Raw genomic sequence first — 19,336 nt, forward strand, 5'->3', positions numbered from 1 at the left:
CTTAAAATTGCGTGAAAAAAATTATCTTTGTGATAATTAATAATTATATACCAATCATCCACAGATTTTGGCAAACATCGTAGAAGAAATCAAACAACCGATCAACGAGGAAATGAAACTTTTCGAGCAGAAGTTTTATGAGTCTATGCAGAGTAAAGTCCCTTTATTAGATAAAGTAACCCGGTTTATCGTTACTACTAAAGGAAAACAAATGCGTCCTATGTTTGTATTTCTTTGTGCAAAGTTAATCGGGGAGGTCAATGAAAAGACATATCGCGGAGCTTCAATGATCGAACTGATCCATACCGCAACCCTGGTTCATGATGATGTGGTAGATGAAAGCTTTAAAAGACGTAATTTTTTCTCTATTAATGCGTTGTGGAAGAATAAAATTGCAGTTTTGGTAGGGGATTATCTTTTATCAAAATCAGTTTTATTATCTACTGATCATAAAGATTACGACCTGCTGGCTGTCATTTCAAGGACAATTCGTGAAATGTCCGAAGGTGAGCTTTTGCAGCTTGAAAAAGCCAGAAAGCTGGATATCACCGAAGAGGTGTACTATGAGATTATTCGTCAGAAAACAGCGACATTAATTGCTGCATGCTGTGAAATAGGGGTCCTGTCCAACAATGCAGATGAAGTACTTGCCAAAAAAATGATGGACTTCGGAACCTACACCGGAATGGCTTTTCAGATTAAGGATGACCTATTTGACTATTTAAGTTCAAATGTTATCGGAAAACCTGTAGGAATCGATATTAAGGAGCAGAAAATGACGCTTCCCCTGATTCATACTTTAAAAACAGCCGCAGAAAAAGATCGTAAATATTTTTTCAATACGATCAAACGCTACAACAACGATCCCAAACGCGTGAAAGAGCTTATAGACTTTGTCAAGAACTCCGGAGGCATGGATTACGCCATTAAGATCATGAAAGATTTCCAACAGAAAGCGAAAGATATTCTCAACGAATTTCCGGATTCTGAAGCAAAAAAATCTTTGAACAGTATGCTGGATTACGTGATTGAAAGAAAATTTTAAAAGAAATAGAATAGGGATGATTGCCGGAAGCAGTCATCCTTTTCATTTAAATAAGTTTACATTTTATCCTGAATGATGCCAAGTTGGCAAGTTGTTTTATGATAGAGATTTGTTTTTCATTTTAACCAAGACAAGCATTAATACATAAAAAATTGCACTACAATACCTTTATGGTTACAATAATAACCGCTAAGACGACGCAAAATAAAGCGATTAAAAATAAATAATCCGCAATAGTCTCATATCTGGTTTCCCGCTTTTCATTTTCGGTCCTGATCGCCAGAAAAGAAAAAAAACAGCTGCACGCAAAAAGAATACACGCAACACCCGCAAACTCATCCAAATGAGTATGCTCACTCATTTTAGTAATTTTCAGTGAAGTGATGATAATTAAAGAAAAACCTAAAAGATTGCTGGAGGCATTAAGGATGTGAGGTGACTTTTTTTCCATCATTTACAATTTTTTACAATATAAAACACAATTTTTTTATTATCAAATTTTTAAAAAAGATTATTGAAAATTAAAATTAATTTAAAAATTGTATATTAGCGCCATACTTGAAGAATAAAAAAACTTTTATATCTAGCTATGCAGACAACCTATATTGAAACACAGCAAATTTCTTTCCAGGATTTTAAAAACCAGATACTTGAAGATTACAGGTTAGGAAGGATATCGCGCGAGATGTCTTATCTTGGAAGAAGAGAAGTGCTTACAGGAAAAGCTAAATTCGGAATTTTTGGGGATGGTAAAGAGCTTCCTCAGCTGGCCATGGCGAAAGTTTTCAGAAATGGAGATTTCCGTTCAGGATATTACAGGGATCAGACTTTTGCATTAGCGGTAGATGCTTTAACGGTTGAAAGCTTTTTCGCACAGCTTTATGCAGATACAAGTGTTGAAAGAGAACCGGCATCCGCAGGGAGACAAATGAACGGTCACTTTGCGACCAGAAGTTTAAATGAAGACGGAAGCTGGAAAGATCTTACCGCACAGAAAAATATCTCTTCAGATATTTCTCCTACGGCAGGTCAGATGCCAAGACTGTTAGGATTGGCTCAGGCTTCTAAAATTTATAAAAGTGTAAAATTTGAAGGTTCTGAAAAGTTCTCCAACGAAGGAAACGAGATTGCTTTCGGAACCATTGGCGATGCTTCTACTGCAGAAGGACATTTCTGGGAAACATTGAATGCTGCTTGTGCGCTTCAGGTTCCTATGATTGTTTCTATCTGGGATGACGGGTACGGAATTTCAGTTCCTACAAAAAATCAGAGAGCAAAGGCTGACATTGCAGAAATGTTAAGCGGTTTCCAAAGAAAAGAAGGGGAAAACCAGGGATGCGAGATTATTCAGGTAAAAGCCTGGGATTATCCTGCATTATTGGACGCTTATGCAAGAGCAGAGCAGTTTGCAAGAGTAGAAAGTGTTCCTGTAGTGGTTCATGTGATTGAGGTCACTCAGCCACAAGGTCACTCAACTTCCGGATCTCACGAAAGATATAAAAATGAAGAGCGCCTTTCATGGGAATCTCAATTTGACGGATTGGTGAAATTCAGAGAATGGGTTTTAAATTATTCCATCGAGATTGAAGGAAAAGAAGAAATCATCGCTTCTGTTGAAGAATTGGATGCCATAGATGATGAAGCAAAGAAAATAGTAAAAGCAGGTCAGAAAAATGCCTGGGAAAACTATCAGAAGACGATTACAGATTTAATTAAGTCTGTTCTTCCATTGGTGGAGAACCTGAAAGGACAGAATTCTGAAATTGAAGGCTATATTGGCCAGTTCAATAAATTGGTTTCTAAAGCTAAAAAAGACATTTTCCATTTAACAAGAAAAGCTTTACTGGCAACAAGAGGAACCTCTTCTGCGGAAAGAACGCAGTTGATGCAGAAGTACAATGAAGTTTTTGAAATAGAAAAAGACAACTATTCTTCTCACTTATATTCTCAGTCCCAGTGGAAAGCTGAAAATGTGAAGGAAGTAAAACCAGTTTATTCTGACAGTTCTGAAGATGTTGACGGAAGAGTAGTGGTAAGAAATAACTTTGATAAAATTTTTGAAAAATATCCTGAAACTTTAGTATTTGGTGAGGATGCCGGAAATATCGGTGACGTTAACCAGGGATTGGAAGGAATGCAGGAAAAATATGGCGAAGTACGTGTAGCAGATACCGGAATCCGTGAAGCGACCATTCTTGGTCAAGGGATCGGGATGGCCATGAGAGGTTTGAGACCAATCGCTGAAATCCAGTACCTGGATTATATTTTATACTGTTTACAGGGAATGAGTGATGATCTGGCGACGGTTCAGTACAGAACCAAAGGCGGTCAGAAAGCTCCCGTGATCATCAGAACAAGAGGGCACAGACTGGAAGGAGTTTGGCATTCAGGTTCTCCAATGGCGGGGATTCTGAATCTTTCAAAAGGAATTCTGGTATTGGTCCCAAGAAACTTAACGAAAGCGGCCGGATTTTATAATACGATGCTTCAGAGTGATGATCCAGCTGTGATTGTTGAATGTCTGAACGGATACAGATTAAAAGAAAAACAACCGGATAACTTAGGGGAGTTCACAGTTCCTGTCGGTCAGATTGAAGTCACTAAAGAAGGGAAAGATGTTACCTTGGTAACGTACGGTTCAACCTGGAGAGTCGTAATGGATGCAGCCGATGAATTGGAAAAATTAGGAATTTCTGCAGAAGTTATTGATGTTCAGTCTTTAATTCCTTTTGATCTAACGAATGAAATTGCTGAAAGCGTGAAGAGAACCAACAGATTGGTAGTAATCGACGAAGATGTGGAAGGTGGAACTTCAGCGTTCATTTTACAACAGATCCTTGAGAAGCAGAAAGCATTCAGATATCTGGATTCAGATCCGTTAACGATCGCTGCCAACGACCACAGACCTGCGTATGCAAGTGACGGGGATTACTTCAGCAAGCCATCTTCAGATGATATGGTTGAAAAAATCTACGCGATGTTCAATGAAACAAATCCTCAGAAATATCCAGCGATATTTTAATTGGGGCTTTTAGATAAATTTGAAACCGCTTTCTTTGGGAAGCGGTTTTTTCATTGTAAAATTTATAAATTTGGATCATAAGCTAAATATGAAAAATCAATAAATATGAAAATCACCAGACTTGTCATTCTGTTCAATTATCAAAAAATATTATTTGGACTTATTGTTTCAGCTCTTCTTTTCGGATTATCATTTTATATCAACTCAGGTATGTTTGTTTTAGCATTGAGAATTTTAGGAGCTCTTATTATTTTAAATATTATGGCTTCACTTGTTGCTTCTTATATTCTTTATGATAATTCTGATCTATATGAACTAAAAAGCTTAAAAGGAACTGTAGATTTTGGAAAGACGAAAAGTGCAATTCTTGTTCATGCCAGTTTTGACCCTTTGTCCAAAAGATTAGAAGAAAAATATCCAAACTTAAATTTAACAGTTTGTGATATTTATGGAAACAGACACGAACATGAAAAAGGAATTGAAACTTCAAAAAAAATATTTCCACCTAACTCGAAAGAAATAAAAATTTCTCCGGAGAAATTACCTTTTGAGGATAAATCCCAGGATGTCATTCTTGCACTCACATCACTGCATGAAATTTTAGATCATGAACAGAGAGTTCTGTTTTTTAAAGAAGCGAAAAGAATATTGAAAAATGATGGGGTAATAATTGTTTCGGAGCAATTTAGAGATACAACCAATTTTGTTTTCTTTAATATCGGAGCATTTCATTTTCTGAGTCAGAAGCAATGGAAGAAAGCCATTTCCAGCGCAGGCTTGCAAATAATTTCTATTCAAAAAATTACTCCTTTTGCCAATATGTTAATTCTAAAATAACTGAAATAAAGAATAATCAGACTTTGACATCCTTTGTCACTTTCTTATCCAGCAAACCACAGCTTTTTTCAGAACCATAATCTTCCGTAGCAAACTTCGCCTCCCATTCTTCCAGCAAATACAAAATCGGCAGCAAAGCCAATCCTTTTTCTGTCAACGAATATTCAACTCTTGGAGGAAGTTCTTTGAACTCTTCCCTGATGATCAGTCCGTCGGTTTGCATTTCTCTTAACTGATCGGTCAGTACTTTTCTGGAGATCACATTAATTCGTACGGCAAGCTCTCCGAAACGAAGTTTACGGTCTTTGATCACCAATACAATGATCGGTTTCCATTTGCTTCCCAGGGCAGACATCGCCTTTCCTAAAGGGCAGCTGTATTTCATCAATTCATTCTTTACCATGCGTTACTTTTAAGTTACTAATGTAAGTTACTGCGAAGTTACCACTTTTTTTCTTTATAAGATACAAATACGAACTATTATTAGTTACTTTGTGTAACAATTTAAAAATGTTAAATATAAAATAATTGCAAAATGAGTATAGACGCATTATTTAGTCCATTTAGTTATAAAAATCTTCAACTTAAAAATAGAGTGGTGATGGCTCCCATGACAAGAGCTCAATCGGACAACGGAGTACCCACTCAGCAAATCGTAGATTATTACGCAAGAAGAGCGGCTTCAGAAGTAGGTTTGATCCTTTCCGAAGGAACAGTGATCAACAGACCCGCTTCAAAAAACATTCAAAACATTCCTGACTTTTATGGAACAGAAGCATTAAACGGCTGGAAAAAAGTAATCGATGCTGTTCATGAAAACGGTGGAAAAATGGGACCTCAGATCTGGCACGTTGGGGATACCAGAAGTTCTGAAGACTATCCATTAGTTGAAATGGAGAAAGCTTCTACCATGACTCTGGAGGATATTCAGGATACCATTGCTCAGTTTGCAGCTTCTGCGAAATCAGCAAAAGACTTAGGTTTTGATGTTTTTGAAATTCACGGAGCCCATGGATACCTGATCGACCAGTTTTTTTGGGAAGTCACCAATACCAGAACTGATGAATACGGTGGTAAAACATTAAAAGAAAGAAGCAGATTTGCTGTTGATATCGTAAAAGCGATCAGAGCTGCCGTTGGTGAGGATTTCACCATTATTATCCGTCTTTCTCAGTGGAAGCAACAGGATTATAAATCCAGATTAGCGGCTACACCTTCCGAAATGGAAGAGTGGTTGTTACCTTTAAAAGAAGCAGGAGTTGATATTTTCCACTGTTCACAACGTCGTTTCTGGGAACCGGAATTTGAAGGCTCTGATCTGAATTTTGCAGGATGGGCAAAGAAAATTACCGGACAACCGACTATTACGGTAGGTTCTGTAGGTCTTGAAGGTGATTTCATGGCTGCATTTGCAGGACAGGGAACTGAAAAAGCAGACTTATCTGAATTGATCAGAAGACTGGAAAGAGGAGATTTCGATCTTGTTGCGGTAGGAAGAGCCCTGTTACAAGACCCTCAATGGGTGAAAAAAGTAAAAGAAGGGAATACCGATGAGCTTTTAAACTTTTCAGCTGAAAGTTTAGCCGTACTTTATTAAAAGACCATTATGAATTGCAGATGCACTTTGATGCCGGATAACCGGCATTGTAAATGAATTGACAGTTCACTTATTTATATTTAATTTTCTACCTAATTATTTTTTAAAGAAACCCGCTTCAGGAATTTTCCTGAAGCGGGTTTTATTGGTTTTTAATCCGGACATTCCAAAGTATTCAAAATACATCTCCAACGGGAAGGGAAGCCGTTTTTAGGCGGGATATAGCAGGCTGTTGTTCCTTCCGGACATTGCGGTGCATTTCCACCATTCAGTTTCTTTAAATCGGCTCTTATTAATTTCTTTAAATTTTTCATGCGTAATAATCTTTGGGTTAATATTTTCGGTGATCTACAAATTAAAAGACAAATACACTCCTAAAAATGAAGTGGATCTGTTTTTTAGTCCTGACATACCGTACCATTGGATTCGCAAGTCCAGTAGCTTGGAAAACCATCTTTACGACGGTGATGACATGGTGTTGTTCCCGCAGGACAATCCGGTGCGTTTCCGCCATTCAATTTCTTTAAATCTACTTTTGCTAATTTTTTTAAATTTTTCATATGTTATAATTTGTTGTTGATTAAAAGTATAGTATTTTCACTAAATAGCGAAATATTATGGGTGAAAAATGTCAAAAGTAATAAAAACAACCGCGCTCCAAAAATTTTGGAGCGCGGTTTTAACAGATTTAAATATCTAAAATTACCGTAGTGATGGTAATAGTGATTTTTGATTATAAGCCAATGTTTTTAGTCGGTTTCAATTGCTTAAGAATGCTTTTTGGAACTGCATTTTTGTGAACAAGAATAGCCGTTGATTTATACTCAACATAAGGTCTTGTTACATACAGATACCCTTCGAAATCATTGGTTACACCCCATGAGTTTTTAACCATATAATATTCTTTACCCGTTTGGTCTTTTGCCAGTCCTACGATGTGCATCCCGTGATCATCCGTTGTAGAAAGGTTGTTAAGCGCTTTCTGACGCATATCTTCAGTGATGGTTTTATCTTTCTTAGGCTCTGTGAATAAAGTCTGCTTGTTTTCAGCAGTGATCTGGTTAAGATCCATATCCGGAACATAGGCTACCCCGTTCTTATAAGAGAAATAAGGCTCAGAAACGTCTGTTGCCCATCCCACAGAATATCCTTTGGTTACAGCATTATCAATAATGGCTGTCAAATCCTTCATAGGAACATTCCAGTCAGAATCATGACTCCAGTTATCAGGAATTGGAACTACAAATTTCTGATAGTATGGATAATCTTTGTACGAAGAGATTTCGATATAATCTTCAGGATTAATTCCCACTACTTCCTTCGCGAATGTTTTTGGAGTATAATTTTTTCCTTCATAGGTAAAATTAGCCGGAACTTTTCCAAGATATTCATCCAGAATAGAATCTACTGAATCCATCCAGTTATCCGTAAGTTTTCCTTTTGAACCTGCCTGTACAAGGCTGTCCAGTACGGGCTTTAATTTCCCCTGCATTTCCTTAAAGTTGTTAAGGCTCTGTCCGGATTTCAGTCCTGTATACACATCCTGAGGTACCGCACCGTATTTTTTGTACATATTCACAACGTCGTGCAATTCGCCGCCGTCACCCCAGCTGATCGCTCCGCTGTTCAGTACATATAACTTCGCTTTATCGTGGTAAGAATTTCTTGCTGTAAAAATTTCAGCAAGATCTACAGGTTTTTTACCCATTCTCTGCATTTCAGATTCAAGGAAAGAATTTCCTGAGTAGCTCCAGCAAGTTCCCGATGAACCCTGGTTTTTTACCGAAGTAGCTCCTACGTCTTTTAACGCTGTGAACTGAAAATTAGCATTTTGAGATTGATTGTTTTTTAATTTGTTGATCAAGTCATCTTGGGCAAACATCATACTTCCTGCAGACAAAACAAAAAGTAATGAGGCAATTTTGGTATTTTTCATTACTATAAAAAGATTATTTATACGAATAGTCGTTCATAGTAAAGATTTGTTACAAAGGGAAAAGTTAAATTTGAAACGGAAAAAAGTTGAATAAAACGGAGAACTGCCTGAAAATTAATAGGTTTATTTATTGATCAGTTGATCCATTATTTTGATTTTTCTTTAAAAAAATAAAATGTTTCCAACCCATCCTGAAGTTTATGCATCTATAACAGTATAAAGCCTGACTATGGAAAGAGAATTACTAATAGAATGCCAACGTAGCAACCGCAGTGCGCAGCGGAAGGTTTACGAGAAAATGGCCGGCAAGCTGTACTCAGTCTGCAGACGCTATCTGAAAAATGATGAAGATATTGAAGAAGTATTGGCCGATACTTTTTACAAAATATTCACAAAGATCACCCAACTCCAGAATCTGGATACTTTTGAAGGGTGGGCTAAAAAAATTGCCGTCAATGAATGCCTTCAGAAACTCAGAGCCACGAAAGCGCAGTTCGTTTCCATGGACGATGATTTTGTAGAAACATCAGGAACCTTATCCGAAAGCATTTCGTTTGAGAAAGATATTCTGAGTCTCCTCAACTTTCTTCCCGAAGGTTGCAGGGCGATATTCAATCTATTTGCGATTGAAGGCTATCCTCATAAAGAAATTGCCTCTATGCTTTCAATAAGTGAAGGAACCTCCAAATCGCAGCTCAATTTTGCAAGGAAAAAACTACAGGAACTTTTGGTGAATCAGAACATTTAAATTTTAGAGCAATGGAAAATAATCAAGACATAGATAAAAGATTCAATGAAGCTTCTAAGCTTTCAGAAGAGCCGGCTGTTTTTCCGGGCTTTGAAAAAGTCTGGGGAAAAGTTGAAGAAAAATTAGATCAAAAAGAAGAGAAAAAGAGAATACTGCCGGTGTGGTTTCCTTATGGAATTGCGGCAAGCGTGATCCTTGGATTGGGAGTACTTTATTTTTTAGATAAAAAAGAAACAACAGCTCCCGGGAATCCTGTTATTGCAGAAAAGCCAAAAGATCATCTTCAGAGAAACCAGATCCAAACCATAGACAGTACGGTTAAATCTAATATTGAAAAAGAAATTGAAGTTTCAAAGTCACCACAGGAACCGCCTGCTTTAGCCTATGAGAACATTCAAATTCCAGATCAGGTAGGAAAAGCTACAGTTGTTAACAGAAATGACGAGATCTTTGCTTCAAGAAGTGGGGATTACTCAACAGATGAATATTTCATTAAAAAGAAAGATATTAATAAAACACAAAATATTGAAGAAGTAGTTCTTTATACACCTTTGACTTACAAAAAAGCAATATCAACAACAACTTCATCAAGTACGATTGTGAGTAGTGCACCATTAAATTATATCGCATCAAATAATACTGGGCAGGCACTTCAGGGAAGCGTAGCAGGCATTCAGGTACAGTCATCTGGAATTATGCGTAGGAAGGGTGATAAAATTAAAAATACAGTCAATACAGCGAATAATGGCTATTTAAATAATAGTCAAATTGCCATAAGAGGCTTATCCACTTTAAAAAGTACAAATGAACCATTATTTGTTGTCAACGGTAAAGTTGTGAAGGAAGCTTACTTCAGAGCATTAAATCCCCAAAAAATTGAAAGTGTAGAAGTGGTAAAAGGAGCGACAGCATCTGCCTTGTATGGAAGCCAGGGCGCGAATGGAGTGATTGTAGTGAAGACCGCAAGACTTTCGAGAAGGGAAAAAAGAAGAATGGAAAAGATGCAGCAAACCATCAATCAGTATAAACAAAATCAAGTTTCCGATGATGAAGGGTATGATGCATTTGTAGAAAATCCTTTTGAACTGACAAAAAATCAACCCCAGTCAACTTTTTCAATTGATGTAGATAACGCTGCCTATTCCAATATCAGGAGAATGATCAATAATGGACAGATCATAGACAAAAATGCAGTAAGGATTGAGGAAATGATTAATTATTTTAAATATACGTATCCTCAACCTAAAAATAATGAGCCGTTCTCAATCAATACAGAATATAGTGATGCGCCCTGGAATCCTGGCCATAAACTTTTAAAAATTGGACTTCAGGGAAAGAAGGTGCCCATGGACAATCTCCCAGCATCTAATCTGGTATTCCTCATCGATGTTTCCGGATCTATGGATTCACCGGATAAACTTCCCCTCCTGAAATCATCTTTCAAAGTGTTGCTCGATCAGCTCAGACCACAGGATAAAGTTGGCATTGTTGTGTATGCGGGAAGCGCAGGGATGGTTTTGCCACCAACTTCGGCTCATGAAAAGGACAAAATAATTCTTGCCCTGGATAATCTTCAGGCGGGAGGAAGTACGGCAGGTGGAGCAGGTATTGAGCTTGCTTATAAACTGGCTCAGGAAAATTTTATCAAAAACGGCAACAATCGTGTGGTTATTGCAACAGATGGAGATTTTAATGTCGGTGCTTCTTCTACTTCCAATGTACAGACCCTTATTGAGGAAAAAAGAAAATCTGGTGTTTTTCTTACCTGTTTAGGTTTTGGTATGGGGAATTATAAAGATAATATGCTTGAAACACTTGCAGATAAAGGAAATGGGAATTACGCTTACATTGATAATCTTCAGGAAGCTAATAAATTTCTGGGTAAAGAATTTGCAGGAAGCATATATACGATAGCAAAAGATGTCAAGATTCAGATTGAATTTAATCCTAAATACGTAAGTTCTTACCGCTTGATAGGATATGAAAACAGGAAATTGAGAAATGAAGATTTCAGCAATGATAAAATTGATGCCGGAGAACTGGGAAGCGGTCATACAGTAACGGCTTTGTATGAGATTATTCCGGCAGGTACCCAATCAGAATTTATTCCTGAAGACGGTAGTTTGAAATATACACGTACAGAATCTTCCGGAGATTTTGGAAGTGAACTCGCGACAGTTAAATTCAGGTATAAAAAGCCTGACGAAAATACCAGTAAAGAGATCAGCCAGATCATTGGAAACTCTTCCGGGAAGATATCTTCAGCAAGTCCTGATTTTAAATTTGCATCATCCGTTGCATGGTTCGGTTTGGTTACCAGAAAATCTGATCTGATCCTAAAAAAAGATCTTTCTGATATTGAAGACCTTGCCAGACAGGGAAAAGTAAATGATATGGAAGGCTACAGATCTGAGTTTATAAGACTTGTAGAAAGCTATAAAGTTATTTCTAAGTAGTATTTTTAAGAAAAGAAATTTCCCCGGAAATTTCTTTTTTTCTCTATTTTTAAAGATATTAATAACGATGAAGAAAATTTATCTGCTGCTGCCGTTTGCCGTCACCTTTTTGCGCGCACAGAATTCACAGCTGTATTATTCCGGAACCTTCTTAACGCCCAGGGATAAGGCTCAGAACTTTTTAAAAATTTATAATAAAAGCAGTGGTATTTATGAAATGACCAATGAGAAAGGATCTGCCATTATTGCGGCCAAGCCTTATGACACATTGGTCTGGAACAACGGCAAAAATAATCTGGTAGTACAGTCTTATCATCTGAGAGAACTTAAATCCATTGTAGAAGGAGAAATAAAAAATGAAATTTTGAATGTTTTTAAATAGTTCCTTAGGACTATTAAATAGTTTGGAGGATAGGAATTATATACTTCAAAGATCAGATGAAATGATAACACTGAATTTAAATAATTCTAAGCGTTCATTCATTTGTTTTTTTACCCGTGAAGTATATAATTACCCAGCTATTTTTTCATCTTGATGTAGGTTACGGATATAGCTGCCAATAAGAATAGTATCCCTGCTGTAAGAATAGCATAAGAAGGATTGTTATGAAGAATGTTTTTATAGATAAAACCAAACGAAATGGTCTGTATCAGCATCGGAACAACGATCATCATATTGATAACGCCCATATAAACACCTCTTTTCTCCGAAGGGATAGAAGGGGAAACCATCGAATAGGGCAGTCCCATCATAGATGCCCATCCGATTCCAAACAGAACCATAGGGAGTAATATTAAAAATTCATTTTTGATAAAAGGTAATACCAGCAATGATAATCCGGTGGCAAAAAGACAAAAAGCATATACTTTTTTTGATGAAAATTTGACCGCAAATGGAATCAGAATAAGCGCTGAAATCATCGTAATGAAGTTATAAAAACCATTCATCAGACCCGTCTGTCCTACCGCTGTTTCAGCCAGGTGAACAATATTTTTGGCCCACGACAGGTCGCTGTTCACAATCGCTGATCCGTTTTTTGAGAGTTCCAGAATATGGCTCGCCTTTTCTTCATCATTTTCTGAAACTCCATAAAGCGTCTGTTTGATCATAGGAGTCACAAACTGCCAGTAACAGAAGAGTGCATACCATTGAAATAGATAAACCAAAGCCAGCTGCCAGAGTATTTTGGGCATATTCACAATCGCTTTGAAAATATCGATGAAGGGAGTGAACACGGTGCTGTTTTCCCGCTCTGCTTTCAGTTGAGCAAGTTCTTCATCTGTGGGCGGAATTTCAGGTGTTTTATACACCGACCAAACCACGGAAGCGATGGAGCAGAAAGATCCCAGAAAGAAGGAATAATACACCCATTTCGGAATTCCTCCCGATTCTGAAGTACCCCCTAAATACTTCTGAAAAACGAATAACGATAAATTCGCCAGCGTAATGCCTGCTCCTACAAAAAGACTCTGCATCTGAAAACCATACGTCTGCTGTTCCTCAGGAAGTTTGTCCCCGATAAATGCCCTGTAAGGTTCCATCGCTGTATTGTTGGCTGCATCCAAAATCCATAGCAATCCTACCGCCATCCATATCGTAGAGCTGAAAGGAAAAATGAAAAGTGCCAGACTGCAAAATACAGCTCCCAGTAAGAAGAACGGTTTTCTGCGTCCCCATTTTGGGCTCCATGTTTTATCACTAATGGCCCCGATCAGAGGCTGAATAAGCAAACCGGTCACCGGTCCTGCCAGATTAAGAATCGGCAACTGCTCTGCGTGGGCTCCCAGAAAAGAATACAATGGATTTACAGCAGTCTGCTGCAGTCCGAAACTATACTGAATGCCGAAAAAACCGACATTCATATTCCAAATCTGCCAGAAACTAAGTTGGGGAATTATTCTTTTTGTCATGGTTTAGGGCATTGTAATTTGATAGTTTTTGTCAAGGATTAAGTTCGCCTTATCCTTGAATTTGCTGATAATATGATGTTCAATATCAAGTACCTTTTCTATGAAATCACTTTGTTCATCACGGTTTCTCTTCATTCTGTTTTCATAGGTGTCTTTATAATTACGGTCAATAAAGATACTGAAGTCAAAATCATCGATATCCAGTATATATGTTCCTTCAATGATCAGGACCTGAATAGCATCTGTCTTTATAGTTTCTGTAGCAATAGAATTAGCCTGATAATCAACCAAAGGTTTTTCAATACTAATTTTTCCTGCCTTAAACTGCCTCATATTTTCCTGAATACGGTGCAGCTGAACCTCCTGGGTTCCTACATTGTCTAAACTCTTCTGACGATTTTCATGATTGTTTTTTGGAGGAAGTGTAAAGTAATCATCCATCTGGAGTACCAGACTGCTGACTCCATTTTGTTCCATTACCTTCTGCAGCGCAAAAGCAGTGACAGATTTTCCGCTCCCGCTTTCACCACAAATCCCGACAGCCCATTTATAGTCACCATTTAAATCAAGTGTTTGCTCTATAATTTTATAAATATTTTCCGCTGTATGCAAATGCTTTTCCTGCAGTTCTATAACATCTCCAATCATCTTTATTTTCGTTTAGTCATTAATTTAATTCTTTGTGGTATTTTGACAACATTAAGGGTGATGAAGTGTTTTAAACCGTCATCAGTAAGTACCCAGATGCTGAAAAACATAATTGATCAGTCCCTAAAGGCAGTAATTGATCCGTAGAGTAATACTCTTTAAAACGGGTTCCTTTTTCTTCGAGAAGCTGTTCATATTGGCTTAAAATTTTATTGGGAATTTCGTCAAATCCTCTTTTTTTCAAACCAAGACAAAGCCAGCCAAGATAAATGGGCCAGGATCCACCATTATGAAAATGGTAGGGTTCATTTTTAAATTGATAACTGTAATTGTTTTCTAATAATTTCCAGTCTGAATCTCCAGGAAAAATGACAGGATAAAAAACAGGAAGCATCCAGTGCTTAAACTCTGAATTTAATTGTTCTAAGAAATGAGTAAAAGCATCCATATCAAGCTCAAAACCAAGGAGAACCGCAAGGGCATTTCCAGCAAGATCGAAACGTTCATCATAACCGTTTGCATTAAGAGAAGCCCATAAATAAGGCTTTTCCGTTGCTTTTTGATAAGCAGTCTCATGATATTTTGTTTCATGAGAACTGTTTTTCCGGAAATTGTTTTCAATGAGTTTCTTTGTTGCGGCAGCCTGCATGGCCAGATCAGAGTCATCATACACTTTTGCGGCGTTCTTCAGCGCCCAGTATCGAAGGACGTTATCATAAAGAACATATCCGGAAGTGACGTATTCATCCGCCCAGTTCCCCCCCAATGGGCTGTACAAAAGTCCTCTTTGGTTAAACTCCCAGGTTTTGAGACATGAAAGAGCATTGTAAATGTTATGTTGTATTGTGTTTTTTAATGAATCGTTTTTACAATGCTCAATATATTCACAAGCCCCGATAATCCACCAGATTGTAGCATCTGTTCTTCCTACAAGCGTTCCATAACTTGCTTTTTCACCATAAACATTCGACGGAATCTGTCCGTTTTCAGCCTGATGTTTGGCCAGGGTCAGAATAGACTTTTCTAAACCATCAATGATGGTTTGGTTTTGCATCAGTATGCCTGCAATTCCGGTCATCATAGAATCTCTTGACCAGACTCTAGCATAATTGTCCCGCTGTTCGGATGATGCTAAGATCCCTTGTTCAGAGATCGATTGGTATATAACTTCTAAGGCTTGTTGCTTTAACATATCATTTTTATAAAGTGGAGTCTTTCTGTTAATTCTGATGAAAGATCAAATTATCATGAATAAAATTTCTTTAAATCGATAATGAAATTACTTATTTAAAAATCGAATTTTACACTTGCCGCAAAAGTTCTTCCCGGTAAAGTTCTTGCTCTGATAATTCCGTTAGTTCCCACCATGGAACCTTCTTCCGCTTCAGTAATAGCCAGTGAATTAAAAATATTATTGGCATTTACATTTAGCGTCAGATTTTTCAAGAGTCGGTAGGCGATGTATGGATTTACCAAAGCATAGCCCGGCATCACCAGTTTGTTAACGTCCTGAGTATAGGCTTTTGTAGATCCTACCACAAAGAAACCAAGGCTAAGCTTATCAATATTCACATTAGGATTAATAGAGTACATGAATTTTGGTGTTCTTCTGGGCGTATTTCCTACGATCGTTTTATCAATGGCATCTTTAATTTCAGCATGAGTATAGGTAAGACCGGCTTTGATATCAAAGTATTTGTTGATTTTGTAAAATCCATCAAATTCTACCCCCATGGACTGGTATCTGTTTTCAGTTCTTATCTGAGTAGTAGCTTCATAGTTGGCTTCAATGGTTTTAGCATAGAAAAGAGTAGTATTCAGGAAACAATTCGCTGATCTTAGTTTGTATCCCCCTTCAATCTGGTTGACCTTGTTTACTTTTACAGCATCCAGAGCAGGATCATCATTGTTCGTGTAGTTATATCCTGCAAACAAAATCCTGTCTGCAGAAGCGCTTCCTCCCTTACTGACTCTTGCAAAAAATGCATTATGAGAGTTGATGGTATAATTGGCTCCAAAAGAGTATCCAAAAATCCCGTACCGATAATTTACAGGTACAGTTCCGTCCACTACAGCAACTGACTGTTCAGGAGTTTCAATCGTTCCGTTTTGGTTGACATCTATCGTGCGCATCGTGTTTTGCGTGCCCGAGAAACTTCCGGATACTTTTCCGAAATCATACCTTGCCCCTAAATCCAGGGTAAGATTTTTAACAACATTGATTTCTACCTGCGCGTGAGGAGCAATGACTGAATATTTGGTGTCGTAGTTCCTGTTTACACCTCCCCAATCCGGCACTCCGTAATGAAGCAGTCCGTTATCAGTAATTTTCGTTCCTGTAGGGCTGATCACATCGACCAATCTGGCGTTGTTGTCAGAGACTTCCATGAGATACGTATTCCAGTTCCACGAAAGATTGATGTTCTGACTGCTGTTATAGACTCCCGCATTCAGTTTTACCTTATCCCATTTTTTGGAGATATTCAGGTCACTGAAAAAATTGTTAAGGTTATTCAGTTGGGTATTGAACAAAACCGTTTTCATATATTTTGCATTGCTGTCTACTGCGGTGTTGGTTCCTGCATATACGGCACTTCCATACCCTGCAATGGATTCCAGAATTTCAGCTTTACTTCCTACTGAAGCTGGAAACGGAGCCAAAAACTGTCCGTCATTCGCAGCATATCTTGCTTTTTCTTCAAGTTTCCATCCGGAGCCCAAGTCATAATTAAACTCCAGACCAACAGTTTTAGATACAGAATGCATTCCGTCGCGGATGTCACTTTTTAAGACCTGTCCGTTTCCACCGATGGTAAGATCATTTCTGAAATTCGAAGACTGTAGCGCCCCGGTTAAAATATTGTAATTGCTCAGAGAAGAGTAGTCAGGGTTAGAATCCGAACCGGAAACAGCGATGGGCATTGGCATGTAGGCCGCAGTACGGTCATCCAGATATTTACCATAAATTCTGATGCTTCCTTTTTCGAACTTTTTGAGTAAAGAAAGTCGGAACTGACCTCCGTTATTGGATATATATCCTGTTTTTCTTGGCCCGTCTCCACCTCTGTAGAATCCACCGACTCCTATGAAATAATTATTTCCCAGGGGAGTTCCGTAATCAACATCAGTTCTGAAGTTTTTATAATTAAGACCTACCTGCTGGGTAATACTTCCTCCTTGTTTTTCTCCGGTTTTGGTAATAAAGTTGATAATCCCTGCCGGTGAGTTAGAAGCAAAAACAGATGCTGAACCTCCTCTTAGTGCTTCAATTCTCGAAACAAAAGAGTCAAATCTGGTAAACTGATCCTGTGTACCGAAAGCAATATCTCCGAATTGCATCACCGGAAGACCGTCTTCCTGGATGAGTAAGTATCTTGATCCCCCTGCAGACACAGGAACTCCTCTTACCGTAATATTAGAATTACCTTCTCCGCCGGAAGATTCTGCACGGATGCCCGGAATGGTTCTGAAAATCTCAGCGGTAGTCCTTGGAGCGGCATTGATAATATCTGCAGGCTTTAAAGTAGAAATAGAAGTACTCGTTTTAATGGAAGCTTTTGGATTAGAGTTACCTGTAATCACTACTTCATCGATCATTTTGTCTTTCACAGAAGTAGAATCTGTTGTGGTACTTTGAGAGAACATAAAGGCTGCGATATTCATCGTTCCGAAAACGAGCAATTTTTTAATCACATTTGCTTCCATAATTTTTTGAGTTTTTGTTTATGGCCTAAAAGTATTTTTTTTACCCTATCAAAAAGTGATTTTAATAAGCATGTGAACAGATTGTGAATGGCAAACGATTGTGCAAACGTTTGCGGTTAGTAAGTTATTTTAAATTTAACATTTTGTTAACTTTTTTACCGTTTTTATTTAACGTTCTTTAACAAAAAAATAACGCAAAAATATTCATAATTTCTCCCAATAATTTATGTCACTTGCCAAAATGAAACGAACGACCATAAAAGACCTCGCTGAAATGCTTCATATAAGTGCTTCAACTGTTTCAAGAGCTTTGAAAGATCATCCCGATATCAGCAGTTCTGTAAAACGCAGGGTGAAGGAAGCCGCGGAGACATTTAATTATGTTCCCAATGATTTTGCGATCAATTTCAGAAAGAAATCTTCTAAAGTGATCGGGCTCATTGTTCCGGCCATCTCCATGTTTTTTATACCTTCTATTATCAAAGGGATTTCTTCAGTACTTAATAAAGAAGGATATCATTTTTTTATTCTATCTTCTGAGGATTCCTATGAAGCGGAACTGGAAAATATTCAGACCTGTATCAATTCTAGGGTGGACGGAATTCTTATTTCTTTAACTAAGGAAACCAAGGATTTTAAGCATTTTCAGAAAATTGATGAAATGGAAATCCCCGTGGTCATTTTTGATAAAATCATTCCTCAGGATATTTATGATTCCGTGGTGTTTGACAATGAAAAAAATGCTGAATTATCTGCTGAGAAACTTATTCAGCAGGGTTGTCAAAAAATACTGGCCATTTTTGGAGATGAAAGCCTTGAAATTACACAGACCAGAAAAACATCCTTCTTAAAAAAAATAAATACTTCCCCTGAAATTCAATATAAGACGATATTTTGTGAATCGCCGGAAATTGTGAAAGAGCAATTGGAGGTTATTTTGGAACAGGAAAGTTTTGACGGTTTTTTTGCGATGAGTGATGAAACTCTGGCAGGACTTCACAGCTGTCTTATTAAGCGAAATCTCAATAATACCAATATCAAAGTCGTGGCCATCAGCGAAGGAAAGCTTCCGAAATATCTTGATGAATCTTATGAATATGAGATCAATGATGGCTATCAGATGGGAATCATTGCAGCTTCCAGGTTACTCATTATTATTCACAAAAATAACGATGATCAGAGTAGATCATTGCCGAAAACACAGTATATATAAATGGAAGGATTGGGGGGTGAAATAATGAAATCCATTCTGTAATACCTGAAATTAAAATAGATGCAGGAGTGATGTCGTAGAATTGATGTGATTTTGATTCCTCATCTTATCACCCCTTAATTCATGACATACATCATATTGATTCAGAATGAAGCACTAGTTTCTTTTAATAATAATTACTTACTTTTGCGCCTTAATTTTATTAATTCTAAATAAAA

The 19,336-nt window shown here is 37.6% G+C and carries 17 protein-coding genes; 8 read left to right on the plus strand and 9 right to left on the minus strand.

Translation table 11 applies throughout. From position 1 onward, the window contains the following. Window positions 1-67: 67 nt before the first annotated feature. Entirely contained in the window at window positions 68-1,045 is a 978-nt protein-coding gene (locus EG346_RS14385; RefSeq protein WP_123879458.1) for a polyprenyl synthetase family protein, read from the plus strand. 157 nt (window positions 1,046-1,202) lie between these two features. Here EG346_RS14385 and EG346_RS14390 read toward each other — a convergent pair whose 3' ends face one another. Continuing rightward, window positions 1,203-1,499, minus strand: coding sequence for a hypothetical protein (locus EG346_RS14390; protein WP_228423759.1), 297 nt, complete (start codon window positions 1,497-1,499; stop codon window positions 1,203-1,205). Window positions 1,500-1,634: 135 nt separating this feature from the next. Here EG346_RS14390 and EG346_RS14395 point away from each other — a divergent pair, with 135 nt between their 5' ends. After that, window positions 1,635-4,067, plus strand: a complete 2,433-nt coding sequence (locus EG346_RS14395; protein ID WP_073334747.1) for an alpha-ketoacid dehydrogenase subunit alpha/beta — start codon at window positions 1,635-1,637, stop codon at window positions 4,065-4,067. A gap of 105 nt (window positions 4,068-4,172) precedes the next feature. Then, window positions 4,173-4,904 (plus strand): methyltransferase domain-containing protein, encoded by a 732-nt coding sequence (locus EG346_RS14400; protein WP_123879460.1) that lies wholly within the window; start codon window positions 4,173-4,175, stop codon window positions 4,902-4,904. Between the two features lie 16 nt (window positions 4,905-4,920). Here EG346_RS14400 and EG346_RS14405 read toward each other — a convergent pair whose 3' ends face one another. Further along, entirely contained in the window at window positions 4,921-5,307 is a 387-nt protein-coding gene (locus EG346_RS14405) for a winged helix-turn-helix transcriptional regulator (protein WP_073334749.1), read from the minus strand. 132 nt (window positions 5,308-5,439) lie between these two features. On the opposite strand from EG346_RS14405, the gene EG346_RS14410 reads away from it, so the two are divergent. Beyond that, window positions 5,440-6,501, plus strand: a complete 1,062-nt coding sequence (locus tag EG346_RS14410; protein WP_123879462.1) for an NADH:flavin oxidoreductase — start codon at window positions 5,440-5,442, stop codon at window positions 6,499-6,501. A gap of 152 nt (window positions 6,502-6,653) precedes the next feature. Here EG346_RS14410 and EG346_RS24825 read toward each other — a convergent pair whose 3' ends face one another. From EG346_RS24825 to EG346_RS14415, 3 genes are all read right to left on the minus strand, one after another. Further along, on the minus strand, window positions 6,654-6,815 hold the full coding sequence (locus tag EG346_RS24825; protein WP_164466145.1) for a bacteriocin-like protein: 162 nt from the start codon (window positions 6,813-6,815) through the stop codon (window positions 6,654-6,656). A gap of 84 nt (window positions 6,816-6,899) precedes the next feature. Continuing rightward, window positions 6,900-7,061 carry a bacteriocin-like protein gene (locus EG346_RS24830; RefSeq protein ID WP_164466147.1) on the minus strand — a complete coding sequence of 54 codons (162 nt, stop codon included), beginning with the start codon at window positions 7,059-7,061 and terminating at the stop codon, window positions 6,900-6,902. Between the two features lie 173 nt (window positions 7,062-7,234). Beyond that, entirely contained in the window at window positions 7,235-8,437 is a 1,203-nt protein-coding gene (locus EG346_RS14415) for a C1 family peptidase (RefSeq protein ID WP_123879464.1), read from the minus strand. A gap of 229 nt (window positions 8,438-8,666) precedes the next feature. On the opposite strand from EG346_RS14415, the gene EG346_RS14420 reads away from it, so the two are divergent. The 3 genes from EG346_RS14420 (at window position 8,667) to EG346_RS14430 (ending at window position 12,023) form a co-directional block, all read left to right on the plus strand. Beyond that, the gene (locus EG346_RS14420) at window positions 8,667-9,185 is read left to right on the plus strand and encodes an RNA polymerase sigma factor (protein ID WP_123879467.1); all 519 of its coding nucleotides are present in this window, start codon (window positions 8,667-8,669) and stop codon (window positions 9,183-9,185) included. Between the two features lie 11 nt (window positions 9,186-9,196). Beyond that, window positions 9,197-11,641, plus strand: coding sequence for a vWA domain-containing protein (locus EG346_RS14425; protein ID WP_123879469.1), 2,445 nt, complete (start codon window positions 9,197-9,199; stop codon window positions 11,639-11,641). Between the two features lie 67 nt (window positions 11,642-11,708). Then, a complete protein-coding gene (locus EG346_RS14430; protein WP_123879471.1) occupies window positions 11,709-12,023 on the plus strand; it encodes a hypothetical protein in 315 nt (104 codons plus the stop codon). 137 nt (window positions 12,024-12,160) lie between these two features. On the opposite strand, the gene EG346_RS14435 is transcribed toward EG346_RS14430, so the two are convergent. The 4 genes from EG346_RS14435 to EG346_RS14450 all read right to left on the minus strand — a co-directional run bounded on the left by EG346_RS14435 (window position 12,161) and on the right by EG346_RS14450 (window position 17,905). Next, the gene (locus tag EG346_RS14435) at window positions 12,161-13,552 is read right to left on the minus strand and encodes an MFS transporter (protein WP_073334756.1); all 1,392 of its coding nucleotides are present in this window, start codon (window positions 13,550-13,552) and stop codon (window positions 12,161-12,163) included. A 3-nt stretch (window positions 13,553-13,555) separates the two neighbouring features. Further along, window positions 13,556-14,200, minus strand: a complete 645-nt coding sequence (locus EG346_RS14440; protein ID WP_123879473.1) for a uridine kinase family protein — start codon at window positions 14,198-14,200, stop codon at window positions 13,556-13,558. Window positions 14,201-14,270: 70 nt separating this feature from the next. Further along, the gene (locus EG346_RS14445; RefSeq protein ID WP_123879474.1) at window positions 14,271-15,392 is read right to left on the minus strand and encodes a glycoside hydrolase 100 family protein; all 1,122 of its coding nucleotides are present in this window, start codon (window positions 15,390-15,392) and stop codon (window positions 14,271-14,273) included. Between the two features lie 95 nt (window positions 15,393-15,487). After that, a complete protein-coding gene (locus EG346_RS14450; protein WP_123879476.1) occupies window positions 15,488-17,905 on the minus strand; it encodes a TonB-dependent receptor domain-containing protein in 2,418 nt (805 codons plus the stop codon). 226 nt (window positions 17,906-18,131) lie between these two features. Here EG346_RS14450 and EG346_RS14455 point away from each other — a divergent pair, with 226 nt between their 5' ends. Then, window positions 18,132-19,118 carry a LacI family DNA-binding transcriptional regulator gene (locus EG346_RS14455; RefSeq protein WP_123879478.1) on the plus strand — a complete coding sequence of 329 codons (987 nt, stop codon included), beginning with the start codon at window positions 18,132-18,134 and terminating at the stop codon, window positions 19,116-19,118. Window positions 19,119-19,336 lie beyond the last annotated feature (218 nt).

The organism is Chryseobacterium carnipullorum (assembly GCF_003815695.1).
GTDB lineage: Bacteria > Bacteroidota > Bacteroidia > Flavobacteriales > Weeksellaceae > Chryseobacterium > Chryseobacterium carnipullorum.

Coding starts and splice junctions, on each gene's coding strand:
- EG346_RS14390 (WP_228423759.1), bottom strand. CDS start 1,499: ATGATGGAAAAAAAGTCACCTCACATCCTTAATGCCTCCAGCAATCTT.
- EG346_RS14395 (WP_073334747.1), top strand. CDS start 1,635: ATGCAGACAACCTATATTGAAACACAGCAAATTTCTTTCCAGGATTTT.
- EG346_RS14400 (WP_123879460.1), top strand. CDS start 4,173: ATGAAAATCACCAGACTTGTCATTCTGTTCAATTATCAAAAAATATTA.
- EG346_RS14405 (WP_073334749.1), bottom strand. CDS start 5,307: ATGGTAAAGAATGAATTGATGAAATACAGCTGCCCTTTAGGAAAGGCG.
- EG346_RS14410 (WP_123879462.1), top strand. CDS start 5,440: ATGAGTATAGACGCATTATTTAGTCCATTTAGTTATAAAAATCTTCAA.
- EG346_RS24825 (WP_164466145.1), bottom strand. CDS start 6,815: ATGAAAAATTTAAAGAAATTAATAAGAGCCGATTTAAAGAAACTGAAT.
- EG346_RS24830 (WP_164466147.1), bottom strand. CDS start 7,061: ATGAAAAATTTAAAAAAATTAGCAAAAGTAGATTTAAAGAAATTGAAT.
- EG346_RS14415 (WP_123879464.1), bottom strand. CDS start 8,437: ATGAAAAATACCAAAATTGCCTCATTACTTTTTGTTTTGTCTGCAGGA.
- EG346_RS14420 (WP_123879467.1), top strand. CDS start 8,667: ATGGAAAGAGAATTACTAATAGAATGCCAACGTAGCAACCGCAGTGCG.
- EG346_RS14425 (WP_123879469.1), top strand. CDS start 9,197: ATGGAAAATAATCAAGACATAGATAAAAGATTCAATGAAGCTTCTAAG.
- EG346_RS14430 (WP_123879471.1), top strand. CDS start 11,709: ATGAAGAAAATTTATCTGCTGCTGCCGTTTGCCGTCACCTTTTTGCGC.
- EG346_RS14435 (WP_073334756.1), bottom strand. CDS start 13,552: ATGACAAAAAGAATAATTCCCCAACTTAGTTTCTGGCAGATTTGGAAT.
- EG346_RS14440 (WP_123879473.1), bottom strand. CDS start 14,200: ATGATTGGAGATGTTATAGAACTGCAGGAAAAGCATTTGCATACAGCG.
- EG346_RS14445 (WP_123879474.1), bottom strand. CDS start 15,392: ATGTTAAAGCAACAAGCCTTAGAAGTTATATACCAATCGATCTCTGAA.
- EG346_RS14450 (WP_123879476.1), bottom strand. CDS start 17,905: ATGGAAGCAAATGTGATTAAAAAATTGCTCGTTTTCGGAACGATGAAT.
- EG346_RS14455 (WP_123879478.1), top strand. CDS start 18,132: ATGTCACTTGCCAAAATGAAACGAACGACCATAAAAGACCTCGCTGAA.